Annotated in this window: 12 protein-coding genes and 1 tRNA gene; 5 read left to right on the forward strand and 8 right to left on the reverse strand. The window is 47.8% G+C overall.

Annotated features, from left to right (window positions below):
• The first annotated feature begins 238 nt into the window (after positions 1–238).
• Positions 239–673 (forward strand): DUF3052 domain-containing protein, encoded by a 435-nt coding sequence (locus NXS08_RS01440; protein WP_259136361.1) that lies wholly within the window; start codon positions 239–241, stop codon positions 671–673.
• A gap of 180 nt (positions 674–853) precedes the next feature.
• Positions 854–930, forward strand: a tRNA-Val gene (locus tag NXS08_RS01445).
• 239 nt (positions 931–1,169) lie between these two features.
• On the opposite strand, the gene NXS08_RS01450 is transcribed toward NXS08_RS01445, so the two are convergent.
• From NXS08_RS01450 to proC, 8 genes are all read right to left on the reverse strand, one after another.
• Positions 1,170–1,400, reverse strand: a complete 231-nt coding sequence (locus NXS08_RS01450) for a helix-turn-helix transcriptional regulator (RefSeq protein WP_259136363.1) — start codon at positions 1,398–1,400, stop codon at positions 1,170–1,172.
• 19 nt (positions 1,401–1,419) lie between these two features.
• Positions 1,420–2,259, reverse strand: a complete 840-nt coding sequence (locus NXS08_RS01455; protein WP_259136365.1) for an ABC transporter permease — start codon at positions 2,257–2,259, stop codon at positions 1,420–1,422.
• Entirely contained in the window at positions 2,252–3,103 is an 852-nt protein-coding gene (locus tag NXS08_RS01460; RefSeq protein ID WP_259136367.1) for an ABC transporter ATP-binding protein, read from the reverse strand. The genes NXS08_RS01455 and NXS08_RS01460 overlap by 8 nt, the downstream gene beginning before the upstream one ends.
• A 134-nt stretch (positions 3,104–3,237) precedes the next feature.
• Positions 3,238–4,560 (reverse strand): dicarboxylate/amino acid:cation symporter, encoded by a 1,323-nt coding sequence (locus tag NXS08_RS01465; protein ID WP_259136369.1) that lies wholly within the window; start codon positions 4,558–4,560, stop codon positions 3,238–3,240.
• A 151-nt stretch (positions 4,561–4,711) separates the two neighbouring features.
• Positions 4,712–6,598, reverse strand: a complete 1,887-nt coding sequence (locus tag NXS08_RS01470; protein ID WP_259136377.1) for a long-chain fatty acid--CoA ligase — start codon at positions 6,596–6,598, stop codon at positions 4,712–4,714.
• A 209-nt stretch (positions 6,599–6,807) separates the two neighbouring features.
• Positions 6,808–9,465 (reverse strand): valine--tRNA ligase, encoded by a 2,658-nt coding sequence (gene valS / locus NXS08_RS01475; RefSeq protein WP_259136386.1) that lies wholly within the window; start codon positions 9,463–9,465, stop codon positions 6,808–6,810.
• Between the two features lie 218 nt (positions 9,466–9,683).
• On the reverse strand, positions 9,684–10,367 hold the full coding sequence (locus tag NXS08_RS01480; RefSeq protein WP_259136388.1) for a GntR family transcriptional regulator: 684 nt from the start codon (positions 10,365–10,367) through the stop codon (positions 9,684–9,686).
• Entirely contained in the window at positions 10,364–11,218 is an 855-nt protein-coding gene (gene proC / locus NXS08_RS01485) for a pyrroline-5-carboxylate reductase (protein WP_259136390.1), read from the reverse strand. Before proC ends, NXS08_RS01480 begins: the two co-directional genes overlap by 4 nt.
• 87 nt (positions 11,219–11,305) lie before the next feature.
• Between proC and NXS08_RS01490 the strand changes: the two genes are divergently transcribed.
• The 3 genes from NXS08_RS01490 to holA are packed head-to-tail and all read left to right on the forward strand — an operon-like array spanning position 11,306 to position 14,593.
• The gene (locus NXS08_RS01490; protein WP_259136392.1) at positions 11,306–12,145 is read left to right on the forward strand and encodes a ComEA family DNA-binding protein; all 840 of its coding nucleotides are present in this window, start codon (positions 11,306–11,308) and stop codon (positions 12,143–12,145) included.
• Complete coding sequence (locus NXS08_RS01495; protein ID WP_259136394.1) at positions 12,142–13,611, forward strand: ComEC/Rec2 family competence protein; 1,470 nt, start codon at positions 12,142–12,144, stop codon at positions 13,609–13,611. Before NXS08_RS01490 ends, NXS08_RS01495 begins: the two co-directional genes overlap by 4 nt.
• Positions 13,580–14,593: a DNA polymerase III subunit delta gene (gene holA / locus NXS08_RS01500; protein ID WP_259136396.1), complete on the forward strand. Its 1,014-nt coding sequence runs from the start codon at positions 13,580–13,582 to the stop codon at positions 14,591–14,593. Before NXS08_RS01495 ends, holA begins: the two co-directional genes overlap by 32 nt.
• Positions 14,594–14,909: the final 316 nt, after the last annotated feature.

Genomic DNA, 14,909 nt, shown 5'->3' on the forward strand with positions numbered 1-14,909 from the left:
TTTCCTTCTTTCTCTGAAAGCGACGAAGTACGTCGCACAGCTATGTGCATACCCTTCTATTTTCCACTATTTTTAACGCGTTGCCTACTGGAACGGGACAGAAGTCCCCATCTTGTTAATAAGTACACACCTGCTTGTAAGCAGCTCTATTTGTGCTTGGAAACGCCGGGTTTGTTTCCGTGGCTGTTTGTGATGTTTTTAAGCTATAAATTTACGGAATTATTTGTAGAATGTATTTGTGAATGATATTTCTTTGTCTGCTGAAGCAGACGCTAAACCTTCCCACAATTTGGGGTTTAAAGCTGGGCAGATTGTCCAGGAATTTTATTGGGACACTGACGTCGACGCGCAACTGCGTGACGACATTATGGACGCTACTGGTGAAGACATTGTTGACGGCGAGTTTTCAGACGTTGTCGATGGGGTGTTGATTTGGTGGCGAGCTGATGATGCTGAGGAAGAAGACTTGGCAGATGTTTTATTGGACGCGATAGCTAACTTAGACGATGGGGGAGACGTTTGGGTGCTCACTCCAAAGATGGGTAGCTATGGGCATGTGCGTCCGGCTGATATTCAAGATGCAGCTAAGGTGGCGGGGTTGAAACCAACTTCGGCATCTAAGGTTGCTCCGGATTGGGCGGGAATGCGTTTGGTCGCGTCTGGTCGTAAGTGATTTATTGGCTTCATGAACCGCTGGTTTTCGTTGAGAATCAGCGGTTTTTCTTTTCCCAAGGGCGCTGCCTGTCTGTAATGTGTGCCACTAAATGCCTTTTTTCTAGAATCTGATTTTGCACTTTAGAAGTCGGTATGTATAGTTATATATGTGCTTGTGAGAGCGCAAATAAATGAATACGGGCCTATAGCTCAGTTGGCTAGAGCAACTGGTTTACACCCAGTAGGTCGGGGGTTCGAGTCCCTCTGGGCCCACCAAAAATAATCCTGAAGCAAATGCTTCAGGATTTTTTGTTGCCTCAGGGGAGTTTAAACGCAGGGAGCTACAGCATAGGGGTGAAATACGGCTTATAGGACAGGTGGTGTTGCTAAAGTCCTTAATCAGTAGCAACAGGTGAACCACAGGTGCATATAGTCGGGGCGCGTAGAGTTTTGGTTAGAAAACTCTACGCGCCCCGAAAAAGTTTTATGCGCTCTTAAAATGTCTTAAACGCAGCTTAAGAGAGGGGAGAGAATTTATCGAGGCTGAAAATCGCCTCCACAGGCACGTCAAAAAACTTTGCTAGTTTCAACGCTAAGATTAGCGACGGGAGATACTCCCCGCGTTCTAAATAACCAATCGTCTGATAGTGGACGCCCAAAGCGTCGGCAAGTTCTTTGCGACTTACCTTCCGATCCGCGCGTAACACGGCGATTCGATTATAAACAGGTTCTTTTACTTCACTCATAAATACTGCTTTATTTCCGTTACATTCCTAACTGGGAATCAACTTTATGACGGCGACTAACCAAAACTGAGGTGGTCTCTTTCTTAAAGGTACGCCAGATTGCGAAAGATGCTACCGTGAAGCCTAGAATAGTCCATGCTACTAAAAGAAGCAACGCTAGCCATTCATAGCCTAAACTATCCCCAAAGAATGTGCGGGCACCAGTATCTAAGAAAATGCTCCGAGTTAAGTATGCCGCCCAATAGCCTGGGGTAATATAAGCCACCCACATAAGCCAACCAGGAAGTAACGTAATCGGAAACACCACGCCGGAAAGCGAAAAGATCCCTATCATTGCTGCATAAACAATTAAAGTTGCATAAGTGTTTCGCGTAAGGGTTCCAAATAGGAATGCGATCGGTGTGTTAGCAGAAATTGCGATGAGTAAAATCAGCAGGGTAAGCAGGTACTGGGTGAAACTGAAACTAAAATCTGGGGGGAGGAATGCTGCTCCTACGAATAAAGAGACGATTTGGAAGATTGTGACGGCACTAAGGGAAACTATTTTCCCTATCATCCAAGCTGGAATCCCGAAGGGGAGAAATTTAACTCGTAAAAGCGTTCCATTAAGGTGCTCAATATACATCTCTTGGGGGAGCTGAATGCAGGCAAAACTTGCGTAGCCGCCAATCAAAGAAGCCGCTAAAACAGAACCAAGGGAAAACTCTGAGAAACTATTTCCCGATCTGCTGCTGTACCAAAATATTCCCAGATAAAGGATGGGGGTGAATAGTAGAGAAAGCAGGCCACCTACCTTAAATTGTGGGCGTAGGTCTGCTTTTACCTGGATTAAAGTAGCTTTAAGAATTTCTTTAATCATCTTTTTCACCTTTGCTCATCAGATCTAAATAAGCTGTTTCTAAAGTGGGGCGCGTGATAGTTAATTCACTGATTTGTGTAAGTGGAAGCTGCGCTACGAATTTTTCCACTTCATTAGTGGCATGTACCTGCGTATTCCCAGCGGAATCTTTCCAAGAAATCTGCGCCAAAGGGGTGTGTTTAGTGCGTAGGTGGGAGGGAGTGTCATCAGCTAAGATTTGTTTCGAGTTCAAAATCATTATCCGAGACGCGACTTTTTCAGCTTCATCCAGGTCATGGGTAGTGAATAAAACAGTGGCTCCATTTAAGGTCGCCTGATCTATAAGCTGATGGATATTGTGGCGGGCCTCCACATCTAAACCAGTAGATGGCTCGTCTAAGATAAGTAGTTTTGGATTGCCTAAAGTAGCGGTAGCAAAATCGATACGCCGACGTAAGCCACCAGAGAGTTTCGCTAGGGGCTGGTTAATATGCTCACTGGCATCTACTTCTGCTAATGCTTCCGCAACAGTTTTTGGTTTTTTACCCGCCGCCTGGTACAGAGAACGTGCCCATTCAAGATGATCTTTTACCGGCCATTTCGGGTGGTCGCGCCAATGCTGTTGGACAATGCCAATCTCCATCCAAAACTTTGCGTCCTGGTAGCGGGGTGTTTTCCCGAGGACGCTCACTGAACCATTTTGCGGATTGAGCTGTCCTAAAATAATGTCAAGGAGGGTTGTTTTGCCAACCCCATTAGGGCCCAGCAGGGCGACCACTTCGTTTTCGGCGATTTCAAAATTTAGGTTTTCTAAAATGGATCGTTTTCCGTATGAGAAGTGTAAATCAGAAACACTGATTACCATTTCTGCTCCTTTTCGTAATGTCCCTAATAGAAAATGTAATAGGTCTACTATATTTTGTCAATCGTCTACAACAATTCAACGTAAAAGCGGAGCTAGTTCGCTCACGCAAACTAGCTCCGCTCAAATACCCAAAACTACTTTTCTAAGACCTGCCGATCCAAAATCTTCTCCCGTGCCGAAACAATCACCGGAACCACTAACTGACCGGTCACATTCAACGCGGTTCGCCCCATATCCAGGATCGGGTCAATCGCCAGCAGCAAACCAACGCCCTCGAGAGGCAAACCCAAAGTAGAAAGCGTCAAAGTGAGCATCACAGTCGCCCCAGTTAAACCGGCAGTAGCTGCCGAACCCACAACTGCCACGAAAACGATTAAGAAATACTCCAATGGCCCCAGCTCAATCCCAAAGAACTGAGCCACAAAAATAGCTGCAATCGCCGGATAAATCGCCGCGCAACCATCCATCTTAGTAGTTGCTCCTAAAGAAGTTGCGAAAGAACCATAAGCTGACGGTACCCCCAAATTCTCGGACGCAACATGTTGAGTTACCGGCAACGTACCTAAAGAAGAACGCGAAACGAAACCTAGCTGAATCGCCGGCCAAGCACCCCGATAGAAATCAACTGGGGAAATGCCATGCAGTTTCAGTAAAACCGGGTATACAATCGCGCCCACAATCAGTAAACCAACGTAAATGGCTACCACGAACCAGCCTAAAGTGCTGATTTTTGCCCAACCATAATGAGACACCGCATATCCGATTAGACCAGCTGTACCAATCGGAGCTAAACGAATCACACCCCAAAGAATTTTCTGCAATACTTTTAGAGCCGACTCGGCAAAAGCCACAAAAGGTTGCGCCGCATCCTTAGCTTTAAGCACTGCTAAACCAGTAGCAATCCCAATAAACAATACCTGTAGCGCATTAAACTTTAACCGAGTATTAACCGTATCGCCATTTAATGATGAACTAACTTCCAACCCCAGGAAGTTAGAAGGCACAATACTTCTAATAAAGTCAGTCCACCCACCCACGCGGCTGGGCTGCGCTAACTGGTCAGCCGAAACCGAAGAATGTAAACCAGGCTGGAAAACAATCCCTAAGAAAATCCCGATAGTAACCGAAATTAACGCCGTAATTGCAAACCACAAAAGCGTTTTCCAAGCTAAAGCTGCTGCGTTAGTAACCCCGCGTAAGTTATTAATTGAAACAACCATCGCAAAGAAAATCAATGGAGGAACCAGCGCGATTAAAAGGCTCACAAAGCTAGAGCCCACCCAGTGCAAGGTTCCCTCAAGCCACGGTAGGGCGTCGCTACCGTCCCCGAAATGGATTGCAGCAAACCCCAGCAGAATTCCCACCGCTAAACCTAAGAAAATCTGCACGGTAAATGAAGGCATCCGCAACCACCTGCGCGTGGGGCTAACACCGGTTTCAACCATTGTCGTAGTCATGCTAAACCTAGCTTTCCAATCGTAATAAATCAGTTCTCAAGTAGATAAACAACTGCTATAAAAAATATATTCCAAAAATCTAAAATTAGGTTAAAAATGTGATTAAAAATTTGGGCTTGTTAAGCATTCTTAACAAGCCCAAATAAACTAACTACCTGTTCTCATCGGGAATTGGCCCGCCATAAATCTTATCGATTTCAGTAGCAAAAGCCTCATGTACCGCCCGACGCTTAACCTTCATAGAAGGAGTTAAGAACCCATTAGCCTCAGTAAAATCAGTATCCAAAATAGTAATTTTACGAATCGACTCTGCCCGAGACACAGATTCATTAGCGCGCTCCACTGCCCGATGCAAAGCCTGCAGCACCTCAGAGTGCTGCGCAGCTTCCGAAACCGTCATCGGCGGTAAACCGTGATTAGCTAACCAGCCGGGAAGCATCTCAGAATCTAAGGTAAGCAAAGCGGCGATAAACGGACGCTGATCGCCAACTACCACCACTTGAGAAACCAGCGGATGTGCCCGCAAAGGATCTTCCAAAGCCGCGGGCGCCACATTCTTACCACCCGCAGTCACAATCAGTTCCTTAGCTCGGCCAGTAATCCGCAGATAACCATCCCGATCCAAATAACCAATATCTCCAGTCTTAAACCACCCCTGCGTAAAACACTCATCAGTTTCCGCAGGCATATTGTGGTAACCGCGGAACACCGTAGGGCCCTTAACTAAAATCTCACCCTCATCAGAAATCCGCACACCCACCGTGGAAATCGGAGGCCCCACCGTACCAATCTTAGAAACACGTGGAGTATTCACCGACAGAGGACCCACAGTTTCAGTTAAACCATAGCCTTCTAAAACGATAATCCCTAAGCCGCGGTAAAAATGTCCCAGCCGCTCACCTAAAGGACCGCCCCCGGAAACCACGTACTTACAGTTCCCACCTAAAAGATCCTTCAACTTTCGGTAGACTAAAATATCCGCTAAACGATGCTGTGCTCGTAAAGTCTTAGACGGGCCCTCAGCAGTATCCAAAGCCTTTGAATAAGCAATCGCAGTAGCAACTGCCCAGCGGAAAGTCTTTAACTTCATCCCCGAAGAAGCCGCCTGCTCAGCAGAGTTATAGATCTTTTCTAAAACGCGGGGGACACCCAGCAAATAAGAGGGTCTAAAAGACTCTAAATCAGTTAAAAGGTTTTTAATATTAGGCGTATGCGCCAAAATTCCCTGGCCGGTAAGTTGGAAAACTTCCAAAAAACGCGCGTAAACGTGAGCCAAAGGAAGGAATAAAAGCAACCGAGAACGCTTATGGTTGGCTACTTCACCCATCCAAGAGTGCCCGTTATGCGCTAAAACCGTGAAATTACCGTGGGAAAGTTCCACTCCCTTAGGAAGCCCAGTAGTACCGGAAGTATAAACAATCGTCGCTAAATCTGCGATAGTCATTGCCTCAATCCGAGCCTCAACCTCAGAAAGAGGAACGTCCTGCGCAGCCGCAGTGATCTTCAACAACGCAGAGTTATCTAAAGAAAGAACCTTTAAACTACCAGAAGAAGAAGTGCGCGCTGCCTGAACTAACTGCGCTAAAATCATCGTTTCAACTACGATTAGCTTAACCTGCGCATCTTGCAAAATATGCGCCACCTGATCAACTGAAGAAGTCTCATAAATCGGGACCACCACTAAACCAGCTGACCAAGCTGCCACATCTAACAAAGTCCACTCGTAGCGAGTATGCGACATAATCGCAATCGCGTCACCGCGTTCTAAGCCCATGCCAATCAAGCCACGAGCTACAGTATTTACTTCCTCTAAAAACTCTACGCCGCTTATATTGCGCCAATTCGCCCCCATCTGGGTTTTCCGCGCAATAATCGGTGCTTTCGGAGAACGTTGGATACGCCGGCGAATCATCCAAGGAATCGTCATATGCATCTCGGTTTTTTCCAACACCGGACCGTGCCATTCCAGCACCTCAGTAGTTGTCTTTGGCTGGTCTTCCTCAGCAGCACTTGCCTGAGCTAGCGTATCTTCCAACATAAAATCCTACTTTTCCCAACTAACGGGCGTTTAGCAAATATCCTCTAGCCTTACACACCTAGCGGCATCTAGTTATATACCCTAACGGTATCTAGTCTTACACACTTAACGGCGTCTAGCTTGGTAGTTGCTGGAACGCCCTCGAAAAATTTCCCGAGGGCGACCAACGAACTCTCAAACATGGCTCTAAACCGGGAGAATAACTAAACTTACTTTTGTTTTGCGGGAGCCTCTCCCAAAGAATACTCACGAATCGTCACTTCCTCAGAAGCAGAAGTTAAGATAGAAAACTCTCCGTGAATATGAGTAACTCGCGCTAAATCATCCTTAGAAGCCTCCAACAAGCTCACCAAAGCAGCTGGAGCTTCCAAAACTACCTGCAAATATGGAGTACGCGGAGACACCTTAGCTTCAGACTTAACTCGGCGCAACCGCACCAATGCCTTAGAAGCCGCCTCTAAAATCGCTGGATTACCCGCAGCTGACTGTAAAGAATCAGCAGTTGGCCAAGCAGCCTCATGTACAGAACCCGGACGGTACCAAGACCAAACTTCCTCAGTAGCAAATGGCAAGAACGGCGCAAATAAACGCACCATAGTATCTACCACTAACGCTAAAGCTGAACGAGCTGACAGTGACTGTCCCACGCTCCACAAACCATCGCGGTTATAGGCACGTTCCTTAACAAGCTCCAAATAGTCATCACAGAAAGTCCAGAAGAAAGTCTCAGAAACTTCCAACGCGCGCGTGTAATCAAAGACCTCAAAAGCACTCGTTGCAGCTTCAACTACCTTAACCAGCTCGCCAATAACCGAACGATCCAAAGCCTCAGTTACATTTACCGGGTTAAGATCCAAATCAGCTTCCGCCCCCATAGTAAGTGCGAACTTAGAAGCATTCAGTACCTTAATAGCCAAGCGGCGGCCAATCTTCATCTGCGACTCATCGAAAGCCGTGTCAGTCCCCAAACGAGCAGAAGCAGCCCAGTAACGCACCGCATCAGAACCATGCTTTTCCAACAGGCCCATCGGAGTAACCACATTACCCTTAGACTTAGACATCTTCTTACGATCAGGATCCAAAATCCACCCGGACAACAAAGCATGCTTCCAAGGCAAAGCATCAAACTCTAGGTGAGCGCGCACCACCGTAGAGAACAGCCAAGTGCGGATAATATCGTGCCCCTGCGGGCGCACATCCATAGGGTAAACATTCTTGAAAAGCTTTTCGTCCGATAGCCAGCCGCCCGCAATCTGGGGAGTGAGCGAAGAAGTCGCCCAAGTATCCATAATATCAACTTCAGCTGCGAAACCACCAGGCTGATCACGCTGATCTGCAGAAAAACCCGGAGGAACATCAATCGTCGGATCAACCGGCAGCTGCTCTTCAGCTGGAGTGAGAACCCGATCGTAGTTAATCGAGCCGTCAGCTTCAATCGCATACCAAAGGGGGAGTGGCACCCCGAAGAAACGCTGGCGGGAAATCAACCAGTCAGAGTTAAGCCCCTTAACCCAGTTATCGTAACGAACCGCCATATAATCAGGATGGAAATTAAGTTCTTCACCCCGAGAAACCAATTCTTCACTCAGATTCTTAACCGCACCTGGGCGAGTAAAATCTTTACCCCCATTGCGGATATACCACTGGCGGGAAGTAACAATTTCCAAAGGCTTATCGCCCTTTTCGAAGAAGTTAGTCATACGCTGCGTCGGAGTAGGATCTCCCAACATTTCCCCGCTGGCAGCTAAATGCTCCACGATATGCTTACGCGCTGTGAAAGTCGTTGCCCCCGCGCAAGCCGCGTAAAGATCGCGCCCAGCTGGAGCAGTAATCCACTCGGGAATTTCAGCTTCCAAACGACCATCTTTAGCTAAAATCGAACGCAGCGGAAGCTGCAACTCACGCCACCACTGTACGTCAGTTAAATCACCGAAAGTACAGCACATGGCAATCCCAGCGCCCTTATCCATTTCCGCAGCCGGGTGAGCCAAAACAGGAACCTCAACACCAAAAGCCGGAGAAGTAACCGTAGTTCCAAACAGGTGCTTATAACGCGCATCGTCTGGGTGAGCAATCAAAGCAACACAAGCCGGTAAAAGCTCCGGACGGGTAGTTTCAATCACCACATCACTGCCATCAGCAGCATGGAAAGCCAACTTATGATAGAAACCAGGGTACTCACGAGCTTCAAGCTCAGCTTGGGCAACCGCAGTTTGGAAAGTGACATCCCAAAGACCCGGAGCCGCCGCCTGGTAAGCTTCCCCCCGCGCTAAATTACGTAAGAAAGCAGCCTGCGCCACCCGCTGTGCCTTAGTACCAATCGTCTGATACTGCGTATTCCAATCCACTGACAGGCCCAGACGACGCCAGAGCTCCTCGAAGCCTTTTTCATCTTCCTCAGTTAGCTGCTGGCACAGTTCAATAAAGTTCTTCCGCGAAATCGGCTTCTGATCCTTATTCTTAATCGAGGTCGCAGAACCTTGGTGCGGAGGAACAAAATCAGGATCATACGGCAACGAAGGATCGCAGCGAACCCCAAAATAGTTCTGTACACGACGTTCCGTAGGCAGACCATTATCGTCCCAACCCATCGGGTAAAAAACATTCATACCGCGCATACGCTTATAACGAGCAATCGTATCCGTATGCGTATAAGAAAAAACGTGCCCCACATGCAAAGAACCAGAAACAGTTGGAGGAGGAGTGTCGATAGAGAACACTTCAGAACGAGTCGTCTGAGGGTTAAACGCATAGACATCAGAACCTGCCCAATTATCAGTCCATTTAGTTTCTAAACCATCAGCGCTAACCCGTTCAGGGACAGTGGGCGCGGGGAGGCGAGTTAAATCGCTTGCGTGAGAGGTCATCGAGTCCTCGTTTTCCTAACTATTACAGTGTCTCTTCCGCCCTCGAGAAAAACACCCAAAGGGGAAATGCCAGTAAAAACTATACAGAATGAATTTACCTGGATAATGCCAAGTTTCCCAACTAAATTTTAAGAAAAACAGCTGGGCGTGAAAGAAGCCACTTTTTTAGCCAGCTCTGTTTCCCAAAAAACAAGTACCGACTCTAATCTTGGCACAAATCAAAGACTCTTTTGCGCAGTTGCCTGCGCAGTGAGCTGTTTAACTACACGCATATTATGAGCGCGACAATAAGCCTCAATCTTATGACTAGGAGCCTTCGCCTTAACCAACTTAAGTATCTCAGTATGCTCAGTAACTGAACGAACACACCAATCCAAAGTATAACCATGATTAGCTAAACGCTGAATCGAATGCTGATTCCACTCCTGCTGTAAGTGTTTCAATAGCCGCGGATTCTCGCATTTAGAAGCCAACAACTGATGGAACTGCGCATTTAAAACCGAAAAAGCATCCGGAGAAAACTCATGCCGCACCACAGCGCGCATTTTCTCATTCAACGCCTCCGCCTCAGCAATCTCAGCATCATCAAGCAATGCAGCAGAAACACCCGTCACATAGGACTCAATCACCGCTAAAGTCTCTAACGAATCTAAAAGATCCCGTTCAGAAACCGGAGTGACAACCGCCCCCACATTACGCTTAAAATTAACCAGCCCCTCAGCTTCCAACCGGCGGATTGCCTCCCTTACCGGCACCGCTGAAACATCGTACTTGCGAGCCAACCGATCTAAAACAAGCCGCTCCTTAGAAGCCAAAACCCCAGTTAAAATATCGTCCCTAAGCTGAAGATAAACATACTCAGCCTTAGAAACATCCGGATTCTGGGAAGGGACAACACTCATCTTCTTGCTCCTAACTTTTCATCTTGGGCAATACAGGCAGCCACCGCATCCGCTATCGCCGTACCAGCCCCACCAGCACGCAACGCCAAAAGACCAGCAATAGTTGTACCCCCCGGAGAACAAACCTGATCAATAAGATTATTAGGGGTAGCCGATTGCGAAGCCAACCCATCTAAAACTAAACTTGCGCTCCCACTAAAAGCCTGAGCCACAATCTGCGTTGCCACCGCTTTAGAAAGCCCATGTTTAACCCCCGCCATGGCAAAAGCATCAATCATCTCAAAAATCCACGCCGGAGAACTACCCGCTAAAGCCGTGAAAACAGGCATAAACGATTCAGCAATCTCAACACACTCACCAAAAGTACCAGCAAACTCAGTGGCTAACTCAACATGCTCAGCTGTAGCATAAGTTCCCGCACAAAGCGCCGTCATAGACAATCCCAGCGACGCATTCACATTCGGCATAAACCGAATCACAGGAACCTGCGCGCCCGCCGCAACTTCTAAATCCGCTAAAGAAATCCCCGCTGCCAGGGAAATAACTAAAGGACGTTCAGCTTGCAAAATATCTGAAAGCTCTTGCAAAACCTCTAAAACAACCGGAGGTTTAACCCCCAGCACAATCACGTCACACTGAGAAGCTAAAACCCGATTATCCGCTACATAACCAGCTTCTAAAACGGCAGCTAACTGCGGAGCCCGCTGACCACTCTTATCAGTGAACAAACAGTTCGTTGAGGTTAAGAAACCAGATTTAAACCCTCCCATAGCAATCGCAGATACCATATTACCTGCCCCAATAAAGCCGTACATATCTAGTCTTACCTTAACTTTCAACTCGTCAGTCACTGTGCACAAGCGCTTCCCAAAAGAAGTTGTCCACAGCAAAAAATCCCCACCGAAGTATCGAAATCTCTTACTTCGCATAATAACAAGATGAAACCACAAAGCACGCAAAAACAACCCAGCAGATTCCAAAAAAGAATCAAACAACTACACCAAAAAAGCCAACACCTAAAAGCACAAATCTCCCCCGGAGCAGCCATCGGACTAATCCTCATGCTCAGCTTAGTGACAATCGTCTCCCTCTGGAACCTCAGCAAAAAAGAACCCAATCAAAACAACCTCCAAAACACCCCTACCATCCAAAGCCCCCACACAACAAACACCTCAGACACGATAGAAAACCCCAGCTCCACCGCCCTCGGGAAAACCAAAACCCACCCAAAACCAGAAAATGAAACCAGCCCAGAAAATGAAACCAGCCCAGAAAACGACCCCAACCCAGAAAACAACCCCACGAAAAATCAAAACCAAACAATCACCATCTACATAACCGGAGAAGTAAAAACACCCGGACTCTACGAACTAACAACCCCCGCCCGCGTAAACGATGCAGTAAAAGCCGCCCAAGGACTAAACCCCACCGCAGATAAAAACAACATCAACCTAGCCACCCACCTAAACGACGGCGACCACATCCACATCCCCACACAAAACAAAAACCAGCCAACCGGAAACTACCAAATCAGCAACCAAAACAACCCAGCAAAAAACGAAACCAAATCACCCAACCCAAGAAACCAACGCTGCCTCGACATCCGCACAGCCAGCGCCAAAGAACTCCAAGAACTAAACGGAATCGGCACCAAAACCGCCGAAAACATCATCCGCTACCGCAACGAAACAGGACTAAACCACCCCGAAGACCTACTAAACATAAAAGGAATCGGCATGAAAACCTACCAAAAAATCAAAGACCAACTCTGCCCATGAAAAACCACCGCGCCCTGGAACTATCCCTAACTATCCCCACCCTAAGTGCCTGGATAGCCTGCCTACTAGCGCTAAACGGAACCTCCCCAACCTACCTAATCAGCACAATCCTCCTACTCACCACCGCACTCATCTACTACACCAACCAGCACTACCAAACCACCCCCAAACACGCAAAAACACCAGCAGAAACAAAGAAACTACTACTGGCAACCACCGCCGCAATCCTCCTAATCACCACCTTCAACGCCCACCTACACCACCAGCACTACCAAAACTCAACCCTAATCGAAACCTGCCTCAACCAATGCCAAATCGAAATCATCGCCCAACGCGCCCCCAACAAAACCACCAAAGGCTACCAACTCCCAGCCCGCCTAAACCAAGACCAAAAACAACAACTAACCCTAACCGGTAAAGAACTCGGAAAAATCAAAACCAACGACAAAGTCCTAGTAAAAGGACAACTCAAAAAAGACGGCCAACCACCCAACCAAGGAACCTTCAAAGTAAAAGAACACCACATTCTCAAAACCAGCTTCGCCCACCAAGTCGCCGACCACCTCCAAACCCACCTGGACAACACCCAAAGCAGCGCCCTAATCCGCGCCATGACCATAGGCGACCTCTCCGGCTTAGAACAAACAACCCGCACACAAATCCGCCACGCCGGAGCCGCCCACCTCATCGCCATCTCCGGACTACACCTAGCGATCCTAATGGCAACCACCCAAGCCCTCATCCCCGGAAAACCCCGCAGGAAAACAAAACTAACCCTACTGGGACTAGCAATCGTAATCATTAGCGTCGGCTGGCAGCCCTCCGTCCTCAGAGCCACAACAATGCTCGGACTAACCAGCCTCGGAGCCCAGCTAAAACGCCACACCCAAGGAATAAACTCCCTCGCAATCGTCATCTTAATCTGGCTCACCTACGACCCCTGGCTAGCATACTCAACCGGATTCCTCCTCTCAGCACTGGCAACGCTCGCGGTACTAGGAGTAACCATAACCGGACAAAAAATAGAACACTTTGAAAACGAAACAACCATCAGAAAATATTGGCTACTACTTAGACCCATAATCCTGGTACCAATCTATGCACAACTGGTAACCAGCGCAGTTACCGTAAGTCAAATGGGAAGCTACGCAACCTACGGTATTTTCGTGAACATCTTATTAACGCCGTTAGTTCCCCTAATAACAGGCGGAGGAATCTTCATTCTCCTAACCAGCTTAATCTCACCAACGCTTGCTACCTGGCTAGGGCAAATCGTGAAAGTATTTGCCCAACTTGAGCTGGATTTGATAAGTTTCACAGCGCAACTTCCCGGCGCCCATTTAGAAGGCGAATCTGCCTGGTGGGCACTGATCGGACAGTACACGTTAGTCGGGTTCAGTTTAATATGTCACCGCGGTATGAGAAGCTATCTATATGGCAGTAAAACCCAGGTTCGCAAAAAATAAAAACAGTGATGCCACGCTCCTAAACTGGCGTAAGATAATCCCCGCCCCAGTGATAGTAATAAAAGCTGAAGAACCACTGTTTGCTGACCGGGCAGTGGCATTGCTCCGCAAACAACTTCTAGCCAAAGACCCCGGCACCGAAGTTACCCTCTTAGAAGCAGCTACTTACGAACCCGGACAACTTGGGGTAGCAGTCTCACCCTCCCTCTTTTCAGAAAGCCGTTTCGTCTACATTCCACAGGTAGAACAAGCCTCCACCGCAATGGTGGCTGACATTTTAAACTATCAAAAAAATACTGAGCCAGAAGTAACCCTAGTCTTACGTCATAACGGAGGAAATGGAGCACGTAAACTCCTGACCGACCTCCAGGCTGCACAAATCCCGTTTTATATAGCTCCGAAACTAAATAATGACTCAGAACGTATAAAATGCGTCCTCGACGAAGTGCGTGCCGCAGGAGGACGGATTGATAACGACGCAGCAGCTCTGCTGGTAGCTGCGCTACGTTCAGAACTACCCGAAATCCTGGCCGTAGCTAATCAACTTGTAGGCGACTATCCAGGTGAAATAATCACCAGTGAGATCATCGAAGAATATCAAGCGGGGAAAAAAGAAGTAGACGGATACGAAGTAGTTCAAGCTGCTATTGACGGAGACTTAGCTAAAGCTCTAACAGATTTGCGGCACGCCCTCGCCTGTGGAATCACCGGCCCAGCACTTACGGGAGCCATGGCTTTTAAGCTAAGACAACTAGCGAAAGTCTCAACCATTCCCAGACGCCCCGCCGCAGACATGGGAATGCCCCGTTTCATTATCGATAAAACCCGCGCTTCGCTGCGCACCTGGACAGAAGCCGCTTTAAGAGAAGCAATCAAGGCTTGTGCCACCGCAGATGCGGAAGTCAAAGGTGAATCACGCGACCCAGTTTACGCCCTAGAAAAACTAATGATTACCGTAGCTACCCGAGCGCGGAACCTGTAGTTAGCCGAGCGCGGAACCTGTAGTTCCCCGAAAACGGGGAGTTGCATATTCCAGCGATTTGAATACCCGGATTTACGAACCTGTAGTTAGCCGAAAAACGGGGCGGTGCATGACCTGCAAAAGTTAAGCACACAACGTTTCCTTAACCTAAAAGCTACGAAAGGTGGACTTTTTACTGCGATACCAGCTAAAAGCACAGTTTTAGATGCGTTTAGGAAGTGCGGGAAAATCCTTTTAGGGAATCTGTTAAATCCAAAGAATATGTCCCCTGGTTTTAGGGGAGTGCGGGAAAATCCTTTCAGGACTCTATCTTCTC

It is taken from the genome of Gleimia sp. 6138-11-ORH1, assembly GCF_024814355.1.
Taxonomy (GTDB): Bacteria; Actinomycetota; Actinomycetes; order Actinomycetales; family Actinomycetaceae; genus Gleimia.